This is a genomic window from Janthinobacterium salmonicoloratum (assembly GCF_051380845.1).
GTDB classification, from domain to species: domain Bacteria; phylum Pseudomonadota; class Gammaproteobacteria; order Burkholderiales; family Burkholderiaceae_D; genus Janthinobacterium; species Janthinobacterium lividum_F.
This window is the reverse complement of the sequence record NZ_JBNYXV010000003.1, coordinates 36,962-53,193: the sequence shown is the minus strand read 5'-3', so window position 1 is coordinate 53,193 and position 16,232 is coordinate 36,962. Positions and strand designations below refer to the sequence as shown.

Below are 16,232 nucleotides of genomic sequence, written 5' to 3'. Positions count from 1 at the left end.
AAGCAGCAATGATAAATCGATATGGAAAATTGCAAAACCTGTTCAGGCGTGCCGGCTGTGGCGCTGTCCTGTTGGCTGGACTGAGCGCCTGTGGCGGCGGTTCCGGTGATTCTGGCACCCCCACGGCACCCATCGCACCGGCTACCGAAGCGCCGCGCTACCTGGTGGGCGGCACGGTCAGCGGCTTGGGTCCTAGCGCCCAGGTGGTGCTGGCGAACGGCAGCGACAAAGTCACCATCACCGCCAACGGCGCCTTTAATTTTGCGGGCAAGCTAGCGGCTGGCGCCAGCTATGAAGGCAAGATCGACAGCACGTCGGAAGGCCTGGGGTGCATCATTGCGAATGCTGCAGCGACGGTGGGCAATGCGGACGTCAACACGCTCGCCGTGCGTTGCCTACCAGTTGTGCTGGCGGGCGTGCAGGAGAAAATCCAGAATGTGTCCGGCATGGTGCAGGATGCGACCGGCAACTATTACATCGCCGATGCTGTGCGACAAGTCATCCATAAGGTCACGCCTGCCGGCGCCTTGAGCGTGTACGCGGGCATTTCTGGCAAGCCAGGCGCCGACGATGGCGCCGCAACCGCAGCCACTTTCCACATGAGTGGCGGGATTTCGACCCTGGTCATCGATCGCGCGGCGAATCTGTATCTTTTCGATAATTGCAATGCCCTCTTGCGCAAGATTACGCCAGCCGGCGTGGTCAGCACGGTCGCAGGACAGCGCAGCGCGGCATGCGACTGGTCTGCTTCGGAAGCAGTGGTCGCCGATGGGCAAGGTGCACTGGCGCAATTCGGCTGGACTACGGGCATGGCCATGGATAGTAATGGCGATGTCCTGCTTGCTGATGCTGAGCGACAAATGATTCGCCGGGTGACGCCCGCGGGACTCGTCAGTTCCGAGACGCTGGTCGATGGCAAGGGGTTCAATAAATCCCCATCGCAACTGGCCGTCGATGCCAGCGGCACGATCTACTTCAGCGACGGGATTGGCAGCCGGATATATCGTTGGCAGCAGGGAGTGGCCGTCGTGGTTGCGGGAAGTAACAAGCGTGTGAGCGAGGATGGCAAAGGCGCCGCCGCCAGCTTCCGCAATATTCGCGGCATGGCGGCCGACCGTGACGGCAATGTGCTGGTGGCTGACGCCACCGCTATCCGCCGCATGACGCCGGATGGTGACGTGACTACCCTGGTTGGCGGGACGGTGACCGATGCGGCTGGCGCTTCCGCCGGCTGGACGTATCTCAATTCCCTGTTGCTGGAGTCGTCAGGCGGCATGATAGTCCACGATGCCAACAAGCACCGGTTGGTCCGGTTCGATGCGACAAAGGTGTTGTCCGCCATGCCTTTCATGCCGGGCAATATGGGGGTGACCGAAGCTGTCGGCGGGGCGGCCCGCGTGGGTTACGTGGGTAGCTCGGGCATGTGCAGCGATCCTGCGGGCAACGTCTATTTGCTCGATATGACAAACAAGGTGTTGCGCCGTGTGACGCCGGACGGAGCTTTCACTGTCTACGCGGGAATTGCCGGCCAGGCAGGCAGCAATGACGGGCCGCGCGCAAGCGCGACGATGCTTGGTCCTGTCGCGATAGCCTGCGACAAGGATGGTGCCGTGTATTTTGCTGACAAGACAGCTACTGGCACTACGTTTAACCTGCGCAAGATCAGCAAGGATGGCCAGGTCTCGACACAGGAAGCTTTACCTGTCGGCACCGGCAAACCTTTGCAGTATCGGCTGGCGATCGACAAGGAGGGCTATATGGCCTGGCTGGGCTGGGGCCCCGACGGCATCTTCCGCCGCCCTCCCGGCGGAACGTTCTCGGCGTTCCTGTCATTTGAGTCCATGAGGCGCTCGCTGGGCGACACGGGGTATGGCTGGGAGTATATGGACCCGGGCAGCCTGGTTTTTGACAGCAAGGGCAATCTGTATTTTGACGATAATGTGCATCAAGTCGTCTTCAGGGTCGATCGCACGGGCAAGGCCAGCGTTTTTGCCGGTACCCTCAACAAGGGCAGCGGCGGCGATGGTCCGCCAGGCGTAGGCGGCTTGCCGTTTTCGGGGGCGCCCAGCCTGGCCTTCGATACGAGCGACAATCTGTACCTGAGCGGCCAAGGCTGGGTGCGCAAGATCAATACGGCTGGCGTCATTTCCACGCCAGCATTGGCATGGGGCCATCCGGACATCAGTATCCTCGCCTTCGGCAACGGTACCTTGTACGGTTTCACGACCCAGGCGGTGCTGCAGACGCCGTTGCCCTAGGCGCTGATCTGTGCGTGTAAATCCAGCGCATTGAACAGGGCGGCCCCGGCCGCCGTATTGTCGAAGATGCACCAGCTGCCCGCGTGCGCTGGTGTGCGCAATTCGGCGGCCAGCGCCGCCAGGTAATCGGCCGGATAGTCCGAATAATATATTTTCGGGCTGCCATGCAGGCGCAGGTAGGCCACGCTCGTCGTCGGCACGTGCGGGCCCGGCTGTCCCGCGGGCGGATCGGCGCGCACGCGCGTGATGCGCTGCATCGTTAACAGCTCGGTCGCGCCTGCCTCGAACCAGCTGGGGTGGCGCGCTTCGCACGCGAGCATGCCGCCGAAGCGTTGGCGCAGCGCACCGAAAAAATCGGCGGCCACCTCCGCATCGAAACGCAGGCTGGGCGGTAGCTGCACCAGCACGCAGCCCAGTTTTGTGCCCAGTTGCAAGACTTCCCCCGCAAAGCGATCCAGTTCGGCCGCATAGTCGCGCAAACGCCGTTCGTGCGTGATGCTGCGTGGCAATTTCACGCTGAAGCGGAAGTGCTCAGGCACGCTGGCAGCCCAGCGCGCGTAAGTGGCGCTCTGGTGCGGGCGGTAGAAGGAGCTGTTGATTTCCACGCAGTCAAGCACCTGAGCATAGCGCTGCAGGTGGCTGCCATCGCGGGGGAAGTGGCTGGCTGCGGCGCTGGAAAGGCTCCAGCCGGCCGTGCCGATGTAAACAGTATGCATGGCGCCATTACAGCAAGGTCAGGCGGGCGCGGCTATCGGACAAACGCCCGTGCGGTGGTCGGCGCAGGCCTAGTCGATGATGTTGCCGCTGAGATCGTGGCGCGTGATATTGCCGCGCGCATCGATGGCGATCCAGCCGCCGCGTGCTTGTTCCGGCGCTGTCACGTCGCATTCCCAGTCGGGCAAGACATAGCGCAAGGTATTGTCGACCTGGTGCAGGGCGGGGCGGTGCGTATGGCCGTGAATCATGACGGTGCTGGCGTGCTCGGCAAACACTTGCGCGACAGCGTCGGCGGTGACATCCATGATGTCCATGGATTTTTCGCCATTGTGCTCGCGGCTGCTCTGACGCAAACCATCGATGATGGCCTTGCGCTGCGCCAGCGGCATGGACAGGAACTGTTTTTGCCAGGCGGGCTGGCGCACCATGGAGCGGAACTCCATGTATTGCACATCTTTCGTGCATTCGGCGTCGCCATGCAGCAAGACGATGCGCTGGCCGGCAATCGTGGCCACATGCGGTTCACTGAGCAGGGTGGCGCCGGCGGCGGCGGCAAAGCCGGAGCCGACAAGAAAGTCGCGGTTGCCGGCGATCCAGTACACGTGCACGCCCGCATCGCTGACGGCACGGATGGCGGCCGTCATGCGCGCATTGAACGGGTCTTCCAGGTCATCGTCACCGGCCCAGTATTCGAACAGGTCGCCTAATAGATATAGCGCTTGCGCATATTGCGCATGGTGTTCCAGGAAAGAAAGAAACGCCGCGCTGGTGCGCGGGTGCGAGCTCTGCAGATGCAGGTCGGAAATAAAGAGTGCGGCAGGCATTGTCATCGTTCAACGCTCCCAAAAAGTGAAGTGCATGGAGAGGCGAAAACGCTGCAATGCCTGTTATTCATGATGCAGTAGCCGAATTAAACAGCTTCTACCTTCTCGATGATGACGTCCGTCACTGGCACATCGGCGAACATGCCGGCGCGCGAGGTTTTCACGGCGCGGATGGCGTCGACGACTTCCTTGCCTTCGGTGACTTTACCGAATACGGCGTAGCCCCAGCCGTCCTGACCTGGATAGTCGAGGAAGCTGTTGTTCTTGATGTTGATGAAGAACTGGGCCGATGCCGAGTGCGGATCCGACGTGCGGGCCATGGCCAGCGTGTACGTATCGTTTTTCAGGCCGTTCTTGGCTTCGTTTTCCACGGTGGTGTCGGCTGGCTTTTGTTTCATGCCTGGCTCGAAACCGCCGCCCTGGATCATGAAGCCGTCGATGACGCGGTGGAAAATCGTGTTGTCGTAGTGACCGGCTTTCATGTAGGCCAGGAAGTTGGCAACCGTTTTCGGCGCTTTCTCGGCGTCCAGTTCAGCGGTGATCTTGCCCAGATTGGTGGTGATGATGACGGAGGTCATGATGATCCTTAATAAATTGGATGATAAATGATTCAACGGCCCCCGTGGTTCAGGGCCGCAAAAACGCTATTTTACAGTTTTGCGGGCGCGGACTTGAGTAAAGTCGCCGATTCGATCACCACGGGGGTAACCGGCACGTTCTGGTGCGGGCCCTTGTCCGCCACGGGAACGGCCTTGATCTTGTCGACCACGTCCATGCCGCTGACGACCTTGCCGAACACCGTGTAGCCGAAGCCGTCGCGGCCAGGGTAGTCGAGCGGGCCATTGTCGTTGACGTTGATGAAGAATTGCGCGGTGGCCGAATGCGGGTCGCCCGTGCGCGCCATGGCGATGCTGTAGGTAACGTTTTGCAAGCCGTTTTGCGCTTCATTCTTGATCGGCGCCTTGGTGGCTTTCTGCTTCATGTTCTTGTCGAAGCCGCCGCCCTGTATCATGAAGCCGTCGATGACGCGATGAAACACGGTGCCTTTGTAGTAACCGCTCTTGACGTACTGCAAGAAATTGGCCACGCTTAGGGGCGCTTTTTCCTGGTCCAGTTCCAGCACGATCTCGCCCATGCTGGTTTTCAGGGCCACGTGCGGCGTGGGGTCGAGGGCAGCCGTTGCTGCGGCCGTTGGCGCTGCCGCCACGACGGCTCCGCCCAGGGTCAGGCCGGCAAACAGGGTGCAAAAGCGGGCCAGGAAAGACAGGCGTTTCGATTTGATTTCTTGCATGAAGGCGTCCTTGATCGTTATTTTTCTTTAAACTTGCTTTAATTGTAAAGATGTGAAAATTCGGTTGAACATCGTAAAAACCTGATTCATATCGGGCCAGTATGGTTTTTATCAATGTTATACTTGACCGCTAACGCCCTAATTCTAACAAACAAGAACAACAATATAGCGGGTCGTACAGTCTCGGCGCACACGGCAGTTCAGTGGCGCGGCACCCCTGGTGTCCGCGCCTGTCTGTCGTTTTGCCAGGCTGGCGGCCGCTTCACTTGCAAAGCACGATGAGCAATCTAAAGATTTACAACACCCTGGCTCGCGAAAAGCAGGTATTCGTCCCGATGGAAGCGGGCAAGGTACGCATGTACGTGTGCGGCATGACCATCTACGATTATTGCCATATCGGCCATGCGCGCATGATGATGGCCTTCGACGTCATCTACCGCTGGCTGAAAGCCTCCGGTTTCGACGTCACCTATGTGCGCAACATTACGGACATCGACGACAAGATCATCCGCCGCGCCGTGGAAAACGGCGAGACGATTTCCCAGCTGACGACGCGTTTCACCCGGTACATGGATGAAGACACGGCCGCGCTGGGCATCCTGACGCCCGACCACACGCCGCGCGCCACCGAATACGTGCCGCAGATGCTGCGCCTGATCGAGCAGCTGGAAGCGAAGGACCTCGCTTACCAGGGTGCGGATGGCGACGTCAATTACGCCGTGCGCAATTTCCCCCACTACGGCAAGCTGTCGGGCAAGTCGCTCGACGACCTGCGCGCGGGCGAGCGCGTGGACGTCAACACGGGCAAGCGCGATCCGCTCGACTTCGTGCTGTGGAAGTCCTCAAAAGAATCCGAGCCGGAAGAAGTCAAATGGGACTCGAAATGGGGCAAGGGCCGCCCGGGCTGGCATATCGAGTGCTCGGCCATGTCGTGCGCCTTGCTCGGTGAACAGTTCGACATTCACGGCGGTGGCGCGGACTTGCAATTTCCGCACCACGAAAACGAGATCGCCCAATCCGAAGGCGCGTTCGGCCATACGAGCGTGAATTACTGGATCCATAACGGCTTCGTGCGCCTGGACAATGAAAAAATGTCCAAGTCGCTCGGTAACTTCTTCACCATCCGCGAAGTGCTGCAAAAGTTCGATGCCGAAGTGATCCGCTTCTTCATCCTGCGCGCGCACTACCGCAGCCCCCTGAATTACTCGGACGTGCACCTCGACGATGCGCGCCTGTCCTTGACACGCTTGTACACGGCGCTGGCCGACGTGGTAGTGGAAGAGGGCGCCATCGACTGGAGCGAAGCGCATGCCGTGCGCGTGGCCGAGGCCATGGATGACGATTTCAATACGCCGCTGGCTGTGGCTGCCCTGTTCGACCTGGCGACGGAAGTCAACAAGAGCAAATCCCCAGCCCTGGCGCGTCAATTGAAGGGCCTGGCGGGCGTGTTCGGTTTGCTGGAACGTACGCCGCAGCAATTCCTGCAAACGACCGTCGGCGCTGTCGCCGGTGGCGTCGACGAGGCGGCCGGCATCGAAGCGGCGATTGCGGCGCGCAGCGCGGCGAAGAAGGCGCGCGACTTTGCGCAGTCCGACAAGATCCGCGCCGAACTGTTGGCGGCGGGCATCATTCTTGAAGACAAGCCTGACGGCTCGACCAACTGGCGCCGCGCATGATGCCAACGTCCAGGGAAAACGGGGAAGCCCCGGTGGTGGCGCAGGTGATCCAGGTGCCGCATTACTGGGAAGAGGCGAAGATCGAGCTGATGAAGCGCGACCGCATCATGAAAAAGCTCATCCCGCAATTTGGCGACCTGCACCTGGTCGGCCATAGCGACCCGTTTACTACCCTGGCCCGTTCGCTGGTGGGGCAGCAGATTACGCCCAAGGCGGCGGATGCTGCCTGGAAAAAGCTGCTGCTGGCTTGCCCGAAATGCACGCCTTCGCAAGTATTGAAGGCAGGCGCCGAGCAACTGTCTGCCTGCGGCTTGTCCAAACGCAAGACCGAATACATCCTCGACCTGGCTGACCATTTCAAGGCCAAGCGCGTGCACGCGAGCCAGTGGGACCAGATGGATGACGAAGCCGTCATCGCCGAACTGGTGCAGATCCGCGGCATCGGCCGCTGGACAGCCGAGATGTTTTTGATATTTAATCTGCTCCGGCCGAATGTCTTGCCGCTCGACGACCCCGGTTTGATCCAGGGCATCAGCGTCAATTACTTCTCCGGCGAACCAGTTTCCCGCAGCGATGCGCGCGAGGTTTCCGCCAATTGGGAACCGTGGCGCACCGTGGCGACGTGGTATCTGTGGCGCAGTCTCGACCCTGCAGCCGCCCCTGCCGCACCCGATGCAGCCCCCGGCGCAGCAGCCGGTACGGTAAAATAAACATAGATGACGCCGCGCGCCCTGGCGCCGTGGCCGGTAAAACCTGGAGGTACAATGACTAAAACGACTTTCCTCAATTTTGAACAGCCGATCGCGGAACTCGATTCCAAGATCGAAGAGTTGCGCTTCGTGCAAGACGATTCGGCCGTCGACATCTCGGAAGAGATCGACCGCCTGGCCAAGAAGAGCCAGCAGCTGACCAAAGATATCTACGCCAAGCTGACGCCTTGGCAAGTGGCGCAGATCGCGCGCCACCCGCAGCGCCCCTACACCATGGATTACGTGAATGAAATCTTTACCGATTTCCACGAATTGCATGGCGACCGCAGCTACGCGGACGATCTGTCCGTCGTCGGCGGCCTGGCCCGCTTCAACGGCCAGCCGTGCATGGTCATCGGCCATCAAAAGGGCCGCGACACGAAAGAGCGCGCCATGCGCAATTTTGGCATGCCGAAACCGGAAGGCTACCGCAAGGCCATGCGCCTGATGAAAGTGGCTGAAAAGTTCAACTTGCCCATCTTCACCTTCGTCGACACGCCAGGCGCCTTCCCCGGTATCGACGCGGAAGAGCGCGGCCAGTCGGAAGCCATCGGCCATAACCTGTACGTGATGGCTGAACTGAAGGTACCGCTGATCGCCACCATCATCGGTGAAGGCGGTTCCGGCGGCGCGCTGGCCATTGCCGTGGGCGATGCCGTGCTGATGCTGCAATACTCGACCTATGCCGTGATTTCGCCGGAAGGCTGCGCCTCGATCCTGTGGAAGAGCGCCGAGCGCGCCTCCGACGCGGCCGAAGCGCTGGGTCTGACTGCCCACCGCCTGAAAGCCATGGGCCTGATCGACAAGATCATCAACGAACCGCTGGGCGGCGCCCACCGTGATCCGAAGCAGATGGCGACCTTGCTAAAGCGCGCACTGGCCGACACCCTGCGCCAGTTCCACGGCATGAAAACCAAGGACCTGCTGGCCGCACGCCATGAAAAACTGCTGAGCTACGGCAAGTTCAAGGAAACGACGCCGAGCGAGTAAGCGATCGCCGGCGCAGACCGGCAGCAAGAACACCAGGGACAGGCAGCTAAACGGATCCATACGTTTGGCCACCTGTCCCTCTTTGCATTCCAGGAGTCATATGAAAAAGCAACAAACCGCCACCGTGCCCGACATCTTCGCCCGCGCACTGGAAACCTGCGGACCGCAAGCCGGCGAGACGATCGGCATCGCCCTGAGCGGCGGCCTCGATTCCTCGGCCCTGCTGCACCTGGCGCATGCCTGGGCGCAAGAGAACGGCGTGAGCCTGCACGCCTTCCACGTGCACCACGGCCTGAGCCCGAATGCGGACGCCTGGCTGGCGCACTGCGAGCAGTTGTGTGCCGGCATGGGCATTGCCTTCGAAGCACGCAAGGTCACCTTGGAAAAGAATGCGAAGACGGGCACGGAAGAGGCGGCCCGCAAGCGCCGTTACGCGGCCCTGGGCGAGTTGTGCGCCACGCACGGCGTACGCCTGCTGCTGACGGCCCACCACCAGGATGACCAGGCTGAAACGGTGCTGCTGCAATTGCTGCGCGGCTCCGGCACGGCGGGCCTGTCCGGCATGGATGGCGCCAACAGCGCGCCTGAGCTGCTGGGCAATCCGGACCTGGTGATGGCGCGCCCCTTGCTGCCCGTGTCGCGCAGGCAGCTCGAAGCGTATGTGGCGAAACATGCGATTGCGCACATCCACGATGAATCGAACGATGATCCCCGTTTTGCCCGCAATGCCTTGCGGCACCAGGTGATGCCCGTGCTGGCGCAGGCCTTTCCCGGTTTCCAGGAGCGTTTCGCCCGCAGTGCCCAGCATGCCCAGTCGGCGCAGCGCCTGCTGACGGAACTGGCGACGCAGGATATGACAAACTGTCTGGACGGCGATTGCCTCGAGCTGGCGAAATTGCGCGAGCTGAGCGCGGACCGCTGCTACAACCTGCTGCGCCACTGGTTCGGCACGCGCGGCTTGCGCATGCCGTCGACGGCATGGCTGGCGGAAATGCTGGCGCAACTTTTAGAGGCGCGGCCCGATGCGCAACTGCTGGTGACGCATCCCGAATGCCACGTGCGGCGCCACCGCGACCGGCTGTACCTGACGCCGAAGCTGAATGACCTGGCCGGCATGCGCGACAAGAGCGATGCGGGCATTCCCGGCCTGGAAAAAGCCAGCCAGCAATTTTCGTGGCAGGGCGAAGCGAGCCTGGCGTTTCCCGCGTATGGCGGCGTGCTGCATTTCGATGCGGTGGAAGAGGGCGGTCAGGGCATCGATATTGCCTGGTTGCAGGCACAGACCTTGACCATCGACTTCCGCCAGGGCGGCGAGCGCCTGAAACTGGCCTTGAACCGTCCCACGAAGAGCTTGAAATACCATTATCAGGCGTTTGACGTGCCCGCCTGGGAGCGCGAACGCCTGCCCCTTGTCTGTGCGGCGCAACAATTGCTGTTCGCGGCGGGGATTGGTCTCGATTGCCACTGCCTGAGTCTGCTGGATCGTCCCCGCGTCGCCTTGCGCTGGGTCTCCTGCTGAGCGTAAGGGCGGCCGCTACGGCCACTCCCGGGGTGGCCGCCAAGTGGCTGTCCATGCGCTCCCGACTGCATGGATTGGTTATTTCCATATGCGCAATCGGTATGAGCTAATGCGCTTTTTAGCTTGTTATTTTGCATTGCGGCATGTAGAGTAAAGCCCTCCTTTTTTATTCTTCTTGAGCGGAAACTTCACTCTTATGGCTTTAATCGTCCACAAATATGGCGGTACGTCGATGGGCTCGACTGACCGTATCAAGAATGTCGCCAAGCGCGTTGCCAAGTGGCACGACGCTGGGCATCAAATCGTGGTGGTGCCATCCGCCATGTCGGGCGAAACCAACCGCCTGATTGGACTGGCCAAGGAAATCATGGATCAACCCGATCCCCGTGAACTTGACATGATCGCCTCGACAGGCGAACAAGTGTCCGTCGGCCTATTGTCGATGGCACTGCTGGCGATCGGCAAACAAGCCGTATCCTATGCTGGCTGGCAAGTCGCGATCAAGACCGATTCCGCCTTTACCAAGGCACGCATCCAGTCGATCGATGACGAAAAAGTCAAACGCGACCTCGATGCGGGCAAGATTGTCATCATTACCGGTTTCCAGGGCGTCGACGAACACGACAACATCGCGACCCTGGGCCGCGGCGGTTCGGACACGTCGGCAGTGGCGATTGCCGCCGCCATGAAGGCGGCCGAATGCCTGATCTTCACTGACGTCGACGGCGTCTACACGACCGACCCGCGCGTGGTCTCCGAGGCGCGCCGCCTGAAGACCATTACCTTTGAAGAAATGCTGGAACTGGCTTCGCTGGGCTCCAAAGTGCTGCAAACGCGTTCGGTGGAATTCGCCGGCAACTACCGCGTTCCCACGCGCGTGCTGTCGTCGCTGACCGACCCGATGTTGCCGCTGGAAATAGAAGCCAATTCAGGCACCCTGATTTCGTTTGAGGAAGATACAAACATGGAACAAGCAGTCATCTCCGGCATCGCCTTCAACCGCGATGAAGCCAAAATCACCGTGCTCGGCGTGCCCGACCGCCCAGGCGTGGCGTACCACATCCTGGGACCAGTGGCGGATGCGAACATCGAAGTCGACATGATCATACAGAATCAGTCGGTAGACGGTAAAACGGACTTCACCTTCACCGTCTCGCGCGGCGAATACACGCGCGCGCTGGCCGTGCTGGAAGCGAACCGCGAAGCGCTGGGCGCGGCCAGCATCACGGGCGACGCCAAGGTGTCGAAACTGTCCGTCGTCGGCGTGGGCATGCGCAGCCATGTTGGCGTGGCATCGCAAATGTTCCGTACCCTGTCGGAAGAGGGCATCAACATCATGATGATCTCCACTTCCGAGATCAAGATCTCCGTGCTGATCGATGAAAAGTACATGGAACTGGCCGTGCGCGCGCTGCATAAAGCGTTCGAGCTGGAAAAAGCTTAAATATCCAAAAATATTGCCCCACGCCCTTGACCAAAGGGGGGGCAATCGATATTATGACGTTCGTCGCTGCAGCGCAGTTAGCTACAGAGACATAGTTGAGTAATCAGCTAGGAGACGTGGCCGAGTGGCCGAAGGCACATCCCTGCTAAGGATGCATACGGCTTATACCTGTATCGTGGGTTCGAATCCCACCGTCTCCGCCAGAATCAAATAAAAAAGCCTCCCCTGCGGGAGGCTTTTTTATTTGTCTGGACGGAACGGTGGGATTCGAAGGGCTGGGCCGTGCCGGCCCAGCCCTCTCCGAATCGCCCAATCACCGCGCTCCGCGCGGGCCGTTGGCCGCGCAGCGGCCAACGCCGTCCCCTCATCTCAGGCTCCAGCAGCCAGCTCCGCCGCCGGCCCCCACCCGCAAGCCAGAAATCCCAAAATACAACAAGTGACTTAGTGTGAGTATTGACTCTTTGTCATTATGGATAATGGCAATGTTACTAATTAAAAAAATACGCATGCCCAGCCATGCTTCCATTGCCGAGTCCAATCGAGGAGTTGTCATGTCCAATCGCCTTCCCCGCAGCTATGTGTCGCTGTGCCTGGCCGCCATGCCGTTCGCCTGCGGCGCCGCCTTCGCCGCGGACACCACGGTCAATCTGAATCTCGACCTGAACCTGAAGTCCGTGCCCAAACTCGAGCTGCGCCTGCTGCAGGAGCCGCCGAAACTGAAGGCGCGCGCCAGGCCCGCGAACCGCGCGGCGAGCAAGCGCGACGAGTACGAAAAGTCGTACGACCTGTACATCCGCTATGCCAACGGCACCATCTATAACCCGACCACGGCCAAGCATGACAAGGTGCGCCTGCGTTCCTACCAGCAGACGAACGGCCTGGCGCTCGATGGGCGCGACGAGAATGCGGCCACCTTCATGGCACCCACCGTGGTGATGGCGCCGGGGCAGACCGTGCGCTTCAAACTGTACAACCAGTTGCCGGCGCTGCCGGCCGAGCAGTGCGCTACAAAAGATATCAATGCGGCACGCCCGCGCGGCTGCTTCAACGACACCAATCTGCATTCGCACGGCCTGTGGGTGTCGCCTTCGGGCAATAGCGACAACGTGCTGATATCGATCAAGCCGGATGTAGATTTCGAGTATGAATACAATATTCCCATCGACCATCCGGCTGGCACGTTCTGGTATCACCCGCACCAGCATGGCGCGACGGCGATGCAGGTCGCCAGCGGCATGGCCGGGGCGCTGGTAGTCGAAGGCGACCGTTATCCGACGGTCACGGCGAATGGCGACCTCGACGTCGTGCTGAAACAATTCCAGCCCGACGATGGCAGCGGCAGCGCCGGCGAAGTGATGCTGCTGCAGCAAATTCCCTATGATTGCCCCAGCAACAGCCTGACGCCGGTGAAGCCGTGCGCCATGGACGGGGTCGGCGTGCTCGAGGATTTCGCTCAGGTCGACGATCCGAATGCCTGGCTGAAGTCGGGCCGCTATACCTCGGTCAACGGCAAGGTGCAGCCTGTGCTGGAGATGAAGACGCAGCGCCTGTACCGCTGGCGCATGATCGACACGGGTTTTCAGGCAACCGTGGTGCTGCGCATCCGCCGCGCGAATGATCCGCAAAAACTGTTCAAGGCGCTCAGCGTGGCCAACCAGGACAAGGACGTGATGGAGCTATGCGATGGCGAGGACGTCACGCAGTTCGAGGTAGCCAGCGATGGCTTGACGCACGACAGGATCATTCCCAAGACGCTCAATTACCTGCAACCGGGCTACCGCAGCGATATCCTGTTTTCGCTGCCGAAAGCCGGCGCCTATTGCGTGTATGCGGAAACCAACGTCAACAACATGACGACAATGCATGACGTCAACAACACGCGCCTGATCGGCGTGATCGCCGCCAAGACCAACGCCAAGGCATCGGCACGCGCCAGGTCGGGCGAGTCGCCGCGCGATTTCCTGCTGGCCGAGCTGCGCAATGCCGTCAAGAGCCTGCCCGGCGCCCAGTTGCCCGATAGCGTCAAGAGCACCATCCTTGGCGACCTGGAGAATGGTCTCAAGCTCGGCAAGTTCGTCCCGCATGCCAGCTTCAGCGAGGCGGCAAAGGAAGCGATGCGCGGCAAGACGAAAGAGTACGCGACCTTCAACATTGCCAAGGTGGACGGCACGACCCGTTTCATGGTGGAAGGCAAGCCGGAAGACTCGCCGACCCCCGAGATGAAGTACGTCTATGATCCGCACCGCGTGGACCATACGCTGGTGCTGGGCACCGAGCAGATTTGGGAGCTCGCTTCAAAGAATGGCAACCATCCCTTCCATATCCACGTTAACCCCTTCCAGATCATCGGCATCACCCGCACCGACGGCGGCACGGTCAATGCGCAGTACAAGGATCTGATCGGCACGTGGAAAGACACCTTGCTGGTGATGGAGAACCACAAGATCGAGATTGCCACGCGTTATCAGCGCTACATCGGCGAATACGTGCTGCATTGCCACATCCTCGAACATGAAGACCAGGGCATGATGCAGAACGTCAAGGTGGTACTGCCGGATGGCAAGGGTGGCGGCGACGCGGGCGGACACGGACACTGACCGTTCCTGGCGGGAGCGCCTGCCGCGCTGCCGCCCCTCCCAACCTGCCTCTGGAGCAACTGCCCATGTTACGCATGAAAACCTTGACCTTTTCCTTGCTGGCCGGCTTCTCGCTCGCCGGTGGCCATGCCAGCGCCGGCACGGGCGACCTGGCTGTCCCACGCTGCGCCCCCGAGCCGCTGGCCCAGGCGGAGCAGGGCGCACGCGTCGTGCGCTACCGCAAGAATATCGATGAGCTGACCCCGGACGAGCTTGACGCCTTCAAGCATGCGGTGAGCGAGATGAAACGCAAGAGCCAGGAAAACGTATACGACCGGCGCGGCTTCCTGTGGCAAGCGTGGGTGCATAACTGCACCTCCGTCGACGTCTTCAATGACCGCCAGGCGGCCTTGCCTGGCGACAGGCTGAAGCAGTTACTGGGCGATCCGACGCGCAACAGCTGCGACGTTGCCTATTTTCTTGACAAGGTGGCGACCGAGGACAACGCCCACGAGGAATTCCCGGGCGAGTGTGAACACCAGAAAAACACCTTCCTGCAATGGCACCGGGCGCAGCTGTACTTTTATGAGCAGGCCTTGCAGGCAGCCGACCCGAACGGTGAACGGGGACCCAGCACGCGCAATGTCGCGCTGCCGTACTGGAATTTCACCCGCAAGCCTTCCGGCGTGCGCTATCCGAAAGCCTTCGAGGACGTCGATTCACCGCTGTACGACGCCACGCGCAAGAGGGAGGGGCTCGACAGTTCGCTGGCCACGGCCTCACCCAACTTGCTGGCCTACCAGATCTACTACATGGATTGGGCCGATTTTGGCGGCGACGAATACGGCAGCCTGGGCGGCGGCAACCTGGAGACAAAAATCCATAATCATATGCACGCCACCTACATGGGCGGCAATATGGCCGACAACGTCACGGCCGGCCTCGATCCGCTGTTTTATGCTTTCCATAATTTTCTCGATTACAGTTTCGAGAAGTGGCTGGACGAGCATGGCGATGCCGGCATACGCGGCAGCGGGCGCACCAGCTACATGCGCAGCGAGCAGGACGCCAGCCTGCGCCGGCCGATCGGCTGGAACGCCGGTAGCGGCGATGACCAGCGCAGCGATTCGGGCGACTACACGGCCAACATGGGCCAGGCGGGCCTGTACTTCGACACGATCCGGCAGGGCTATGGCTTCCAGCCGCGCTATGGTGGCGAGTTTGCCCGCAAGAAGGATATCCAGGCCTTGATCGACCGGCACCAGCAAGCGGGCTTTGTGTTCGGCGCCAACCAGAAAAGCCTGTTCGCCGCCCTGCTCAGCGACGATGCGGCCGATGGCGCGGTTGCCAGGCCCGACCTCACCGTGACCGCTGCCTACAAGATACCGGCGCGGCGGGTGGCCAGCGACAAGCGGGCCAACATGGTGCTGGACCGCGCGCATGCCGACGAAGACTACAGTTTTCAGGCTGATATCTACATGTATCCTGCCAGCGTGAGTGCGCGTATCGGTGACAAGTCGTTCCGCGACCGCTACCTGGTCACCAGCACCAGCCACTGGGCCTTGTCCGGCGCCCACCAGCATGACAAGTATGTCATCGAAACGGATATCACCGGCATCGTCGACAGCCTGGTTCCCAAAAAGCGCGGGCAGACCTGGCGCATCACGGCCGCCATCACCACCAACGACAAGGGCCGCAGCCTGATACGGCAAGGCGATTTTTCCACGCCCGTGATCCGGCTCGTCGACCGTCGCAAACCTGCCGAACCCACGTATGAGGAGAGCAAGCCATGAGCGAACGGACCAGCTTCAAGCGCGATGTGCAGGGCCTGTTTTCCCGCTACGTGGCCGACATGAACAAGATCAAGCTGTCGAACCCCGCGTCGACGGGCGTGCAGCGCCTGTATCTGAACGACTATGCGAGCGTGAAGGCATTTGCCTGGCAAATCCAGGTGGCCATCCATGGTTACGACTATGACAGCCGCAACGAAAAATGGCTGGTGGACGCCGGGCACCGCCTGCGCGCACCGGGAGGGCGGGAAGGCGAGTATGTCATGTCCGCGCCGCATCCGATGCCGCCCGACGGCCCGATGCCGCAGGAAGGCATCGATATCTTCGACCAGTGGGTCAGGGACGGCATGCAGCCGTGACTCGTTGGCCAACCGGCACAGACACCCTTGATGATCAGG

13 protein-coding genes and 1 tRNA gene are annotated in these 16,232 nt (G+C 60.9%); 10 read left to right on the top strand and 4 right to left on the bottom strand.

The features are described from left to right. Window positions 1-71 precede the first annotated feature (71 nt). Window positions 72-2,258, top strand: a complete 2,187-nt coding sequence (locus ACQ4WY_RS16945) for an NHL repeat-containing protein (RefSeq protein WP_436505035.1) — start codon at window positions 72-74, stop codon at window positions 2,256-2,258. Here ACQ4WY_RS16945 and ACQ4WY_RS16940 read toward each other — a convergent pair. The 4 genes from ACQ4WY_RS16940 to ACQ4WY_RS16925 all read right to left on the bottom strand — a co-directional run bounded on the left by ACQ4WY_RS16940 (window position 2,255) and on the right by ACQ4WY_RS16925 (window position 5,090). After that, window positions 2,255-2,974: a DUF72 domain-containing protein gene (locus ACQ4WY_RS16940; protein ID WP_436505034.1), complete on the bottom strand. Its 720-nt coding sequence runs from the start codon at window positions 2,972-2,974 to the stop codon at window positions 2,255-2,257. The two genes, ACQ4WY_RS16945 and ACQ4WY_RS16940, sit on opposite strands and share 4 nt — an antisense overlap. A gap of 69 nt (window positions 2,975-3,043) precedes the next feature. After that, entirely contained in the window at window positions 3,044-3,799 is a 756-nt protein-coding gene (locus ACQ4WY_RS16935; RefSeq protein ID WP_436505442.1) for a UDP-2,3-diacylglucosamine diphosphatase, read from the bottom strand. An 86-nt stretch (window positions 3,800-3,885) separates the two neighbouring features. Further along, window positions 3,886-4,377 carry a peptidylprolyl isomerase gene (locus ACQ4WY_RS16930; protein ID WP_034784044.1) on the bottom strand — a complete coding sequence of 164 codons (492 nt, stop codon included), beginning with the start codon at window positions 4,375-4,377 and terminating at the stop codon, window positions 3,886-3,888. A 71-nt stretch (window positions 4,378-4,448) separates the two neighbouring features. Next, window positions 4,449-5,090 carry a peptidylprolyl isomerase gene (locus tag ACQ4WY_RS16925; RefSeq protein WP_436505033.1) on the bottom strand — a complete coding sequence of 214 codons (642 nt, stop codon included), beginning with the start codon at window positions 5,088-5,090 and terminating at the stop codon, window positions 4,449-4,451. 278 nt (window positions 5,091-5,368) lie between these two features. Between ACQ4WY_RS16925 and cysS the strand changes: the two genes are divergently transcribed. The 9 genes from cysS to ACQ4WY_RS16880 all read left to right on the top strand — a co-directional run bounded on the left by cysS (window position 5,369) and on the right by ACQ4WY_RS16880 (window position 16,193). Further along, on the top strand, window positions 5,369-6,766 hold the full coding sequence (gene cysS, locus ACQ4WY_RS16920; protein ID WP_436505032.1) for a cysteine--tRNA ligase: 1,398 nt from the start codon (window positions 5,369-5,371) through the stop codon (window positions 6,764-6,766). After that, a complete protein-coding gene (locus ACQ4WY_RS16915; RefSeq protein WP_436505031.1) occupies window positions 6,763-7,476 on the top strand; it encodes a DNA-3-methyladenine glycosylase family protein in 714 nt (237 codons plus the stop codon). Before cysS ends, ACQ4WY_RS16915 begins: the two co-directional genes overlap by 4 nt. A 54-nt stretch (window positions 7,477-7,530) precedes the next feature. After that, window positions 7,531-8,505 (top strand): acetyl-CoA carboxylase carboxyltransferase subunit alpha, encoded by a 975-nt coding sequence (locus tag ACQ4WY_RS16910; RefSeq protein ID WP_034756951.1) that lies wholly within the window; start codon window positions 7,531-7,533, stop codon window positions 8,503-8,505. Between the two features lie 100 nt (window positions 8,506-8,605). After that, window positions 8,606-10,024, top strand: a complete 1,419-nt coding sequence (gene tilS / locus ACQ4WY_RS16905) for a tRNA lysidine(34) synthetase TilS (RefSeq protein ID WP_436505030.1) — start codon at window positions 8,606-8,608, stop codon at window positions 10,022-10,024. 196 nt (window positions 10,025-10,220) lie between these two features. Then, a complete protein-coding gene (locus ACQ4WY_RS16900; RefSeq protein WP_152252529.1) occupies window positions 10,221-11,468 on the top strand; it encodes an aspartate kinase in 1,248 nt (415 codons plus the stop codon). Between the two features lie 110 nt (window positions 11,469-11,578). Further along, window positions 11,579-11,671 (top strand) — tRNA-Ser (locus ACQ4WY_RS16895). Window positions 11,672-12,019: 348 nt separating this feature from the next. After that, the gene (locus ACQ4WY_RS16890; RefSeq protein WP_436505029.1) at window positions 12,020-14,065 is read left to right on the top strand and encodes a multicopper oxidase family protein; all 2,046 of its coding nucleotides are present in this window, start codon (window positions 12,020-12,022) and stop codon (window positions 14,063-14,065) included. Window positions 14,066-14,130: 65 nt separating this feature from the next. Continuing rightward, entirely contained in the window at window positions 14,131-15,837 is a 1,707-nt protein-coding gene (locus tag ACQ4WY_RS16885; RefSeq protein ID WP_436505028.1) for a tyrosinase family protein, read from the top strand. Further along, entirely contained in the window at window positions 15,834-16,193 is a 360-nt protein-coding gene (locus ACQ4WY_RS16880) for a hypothetical protein (protein WP_436505026.1), read from the top strand. The genes ACQ4WY_RS16885 and ACQ4WY_RS16880 overlap by 4 nt, the downstream gene beginning before the upstream one ends. Window positions 16,194-16,232 lie beyond the last annotated feature (39 nt).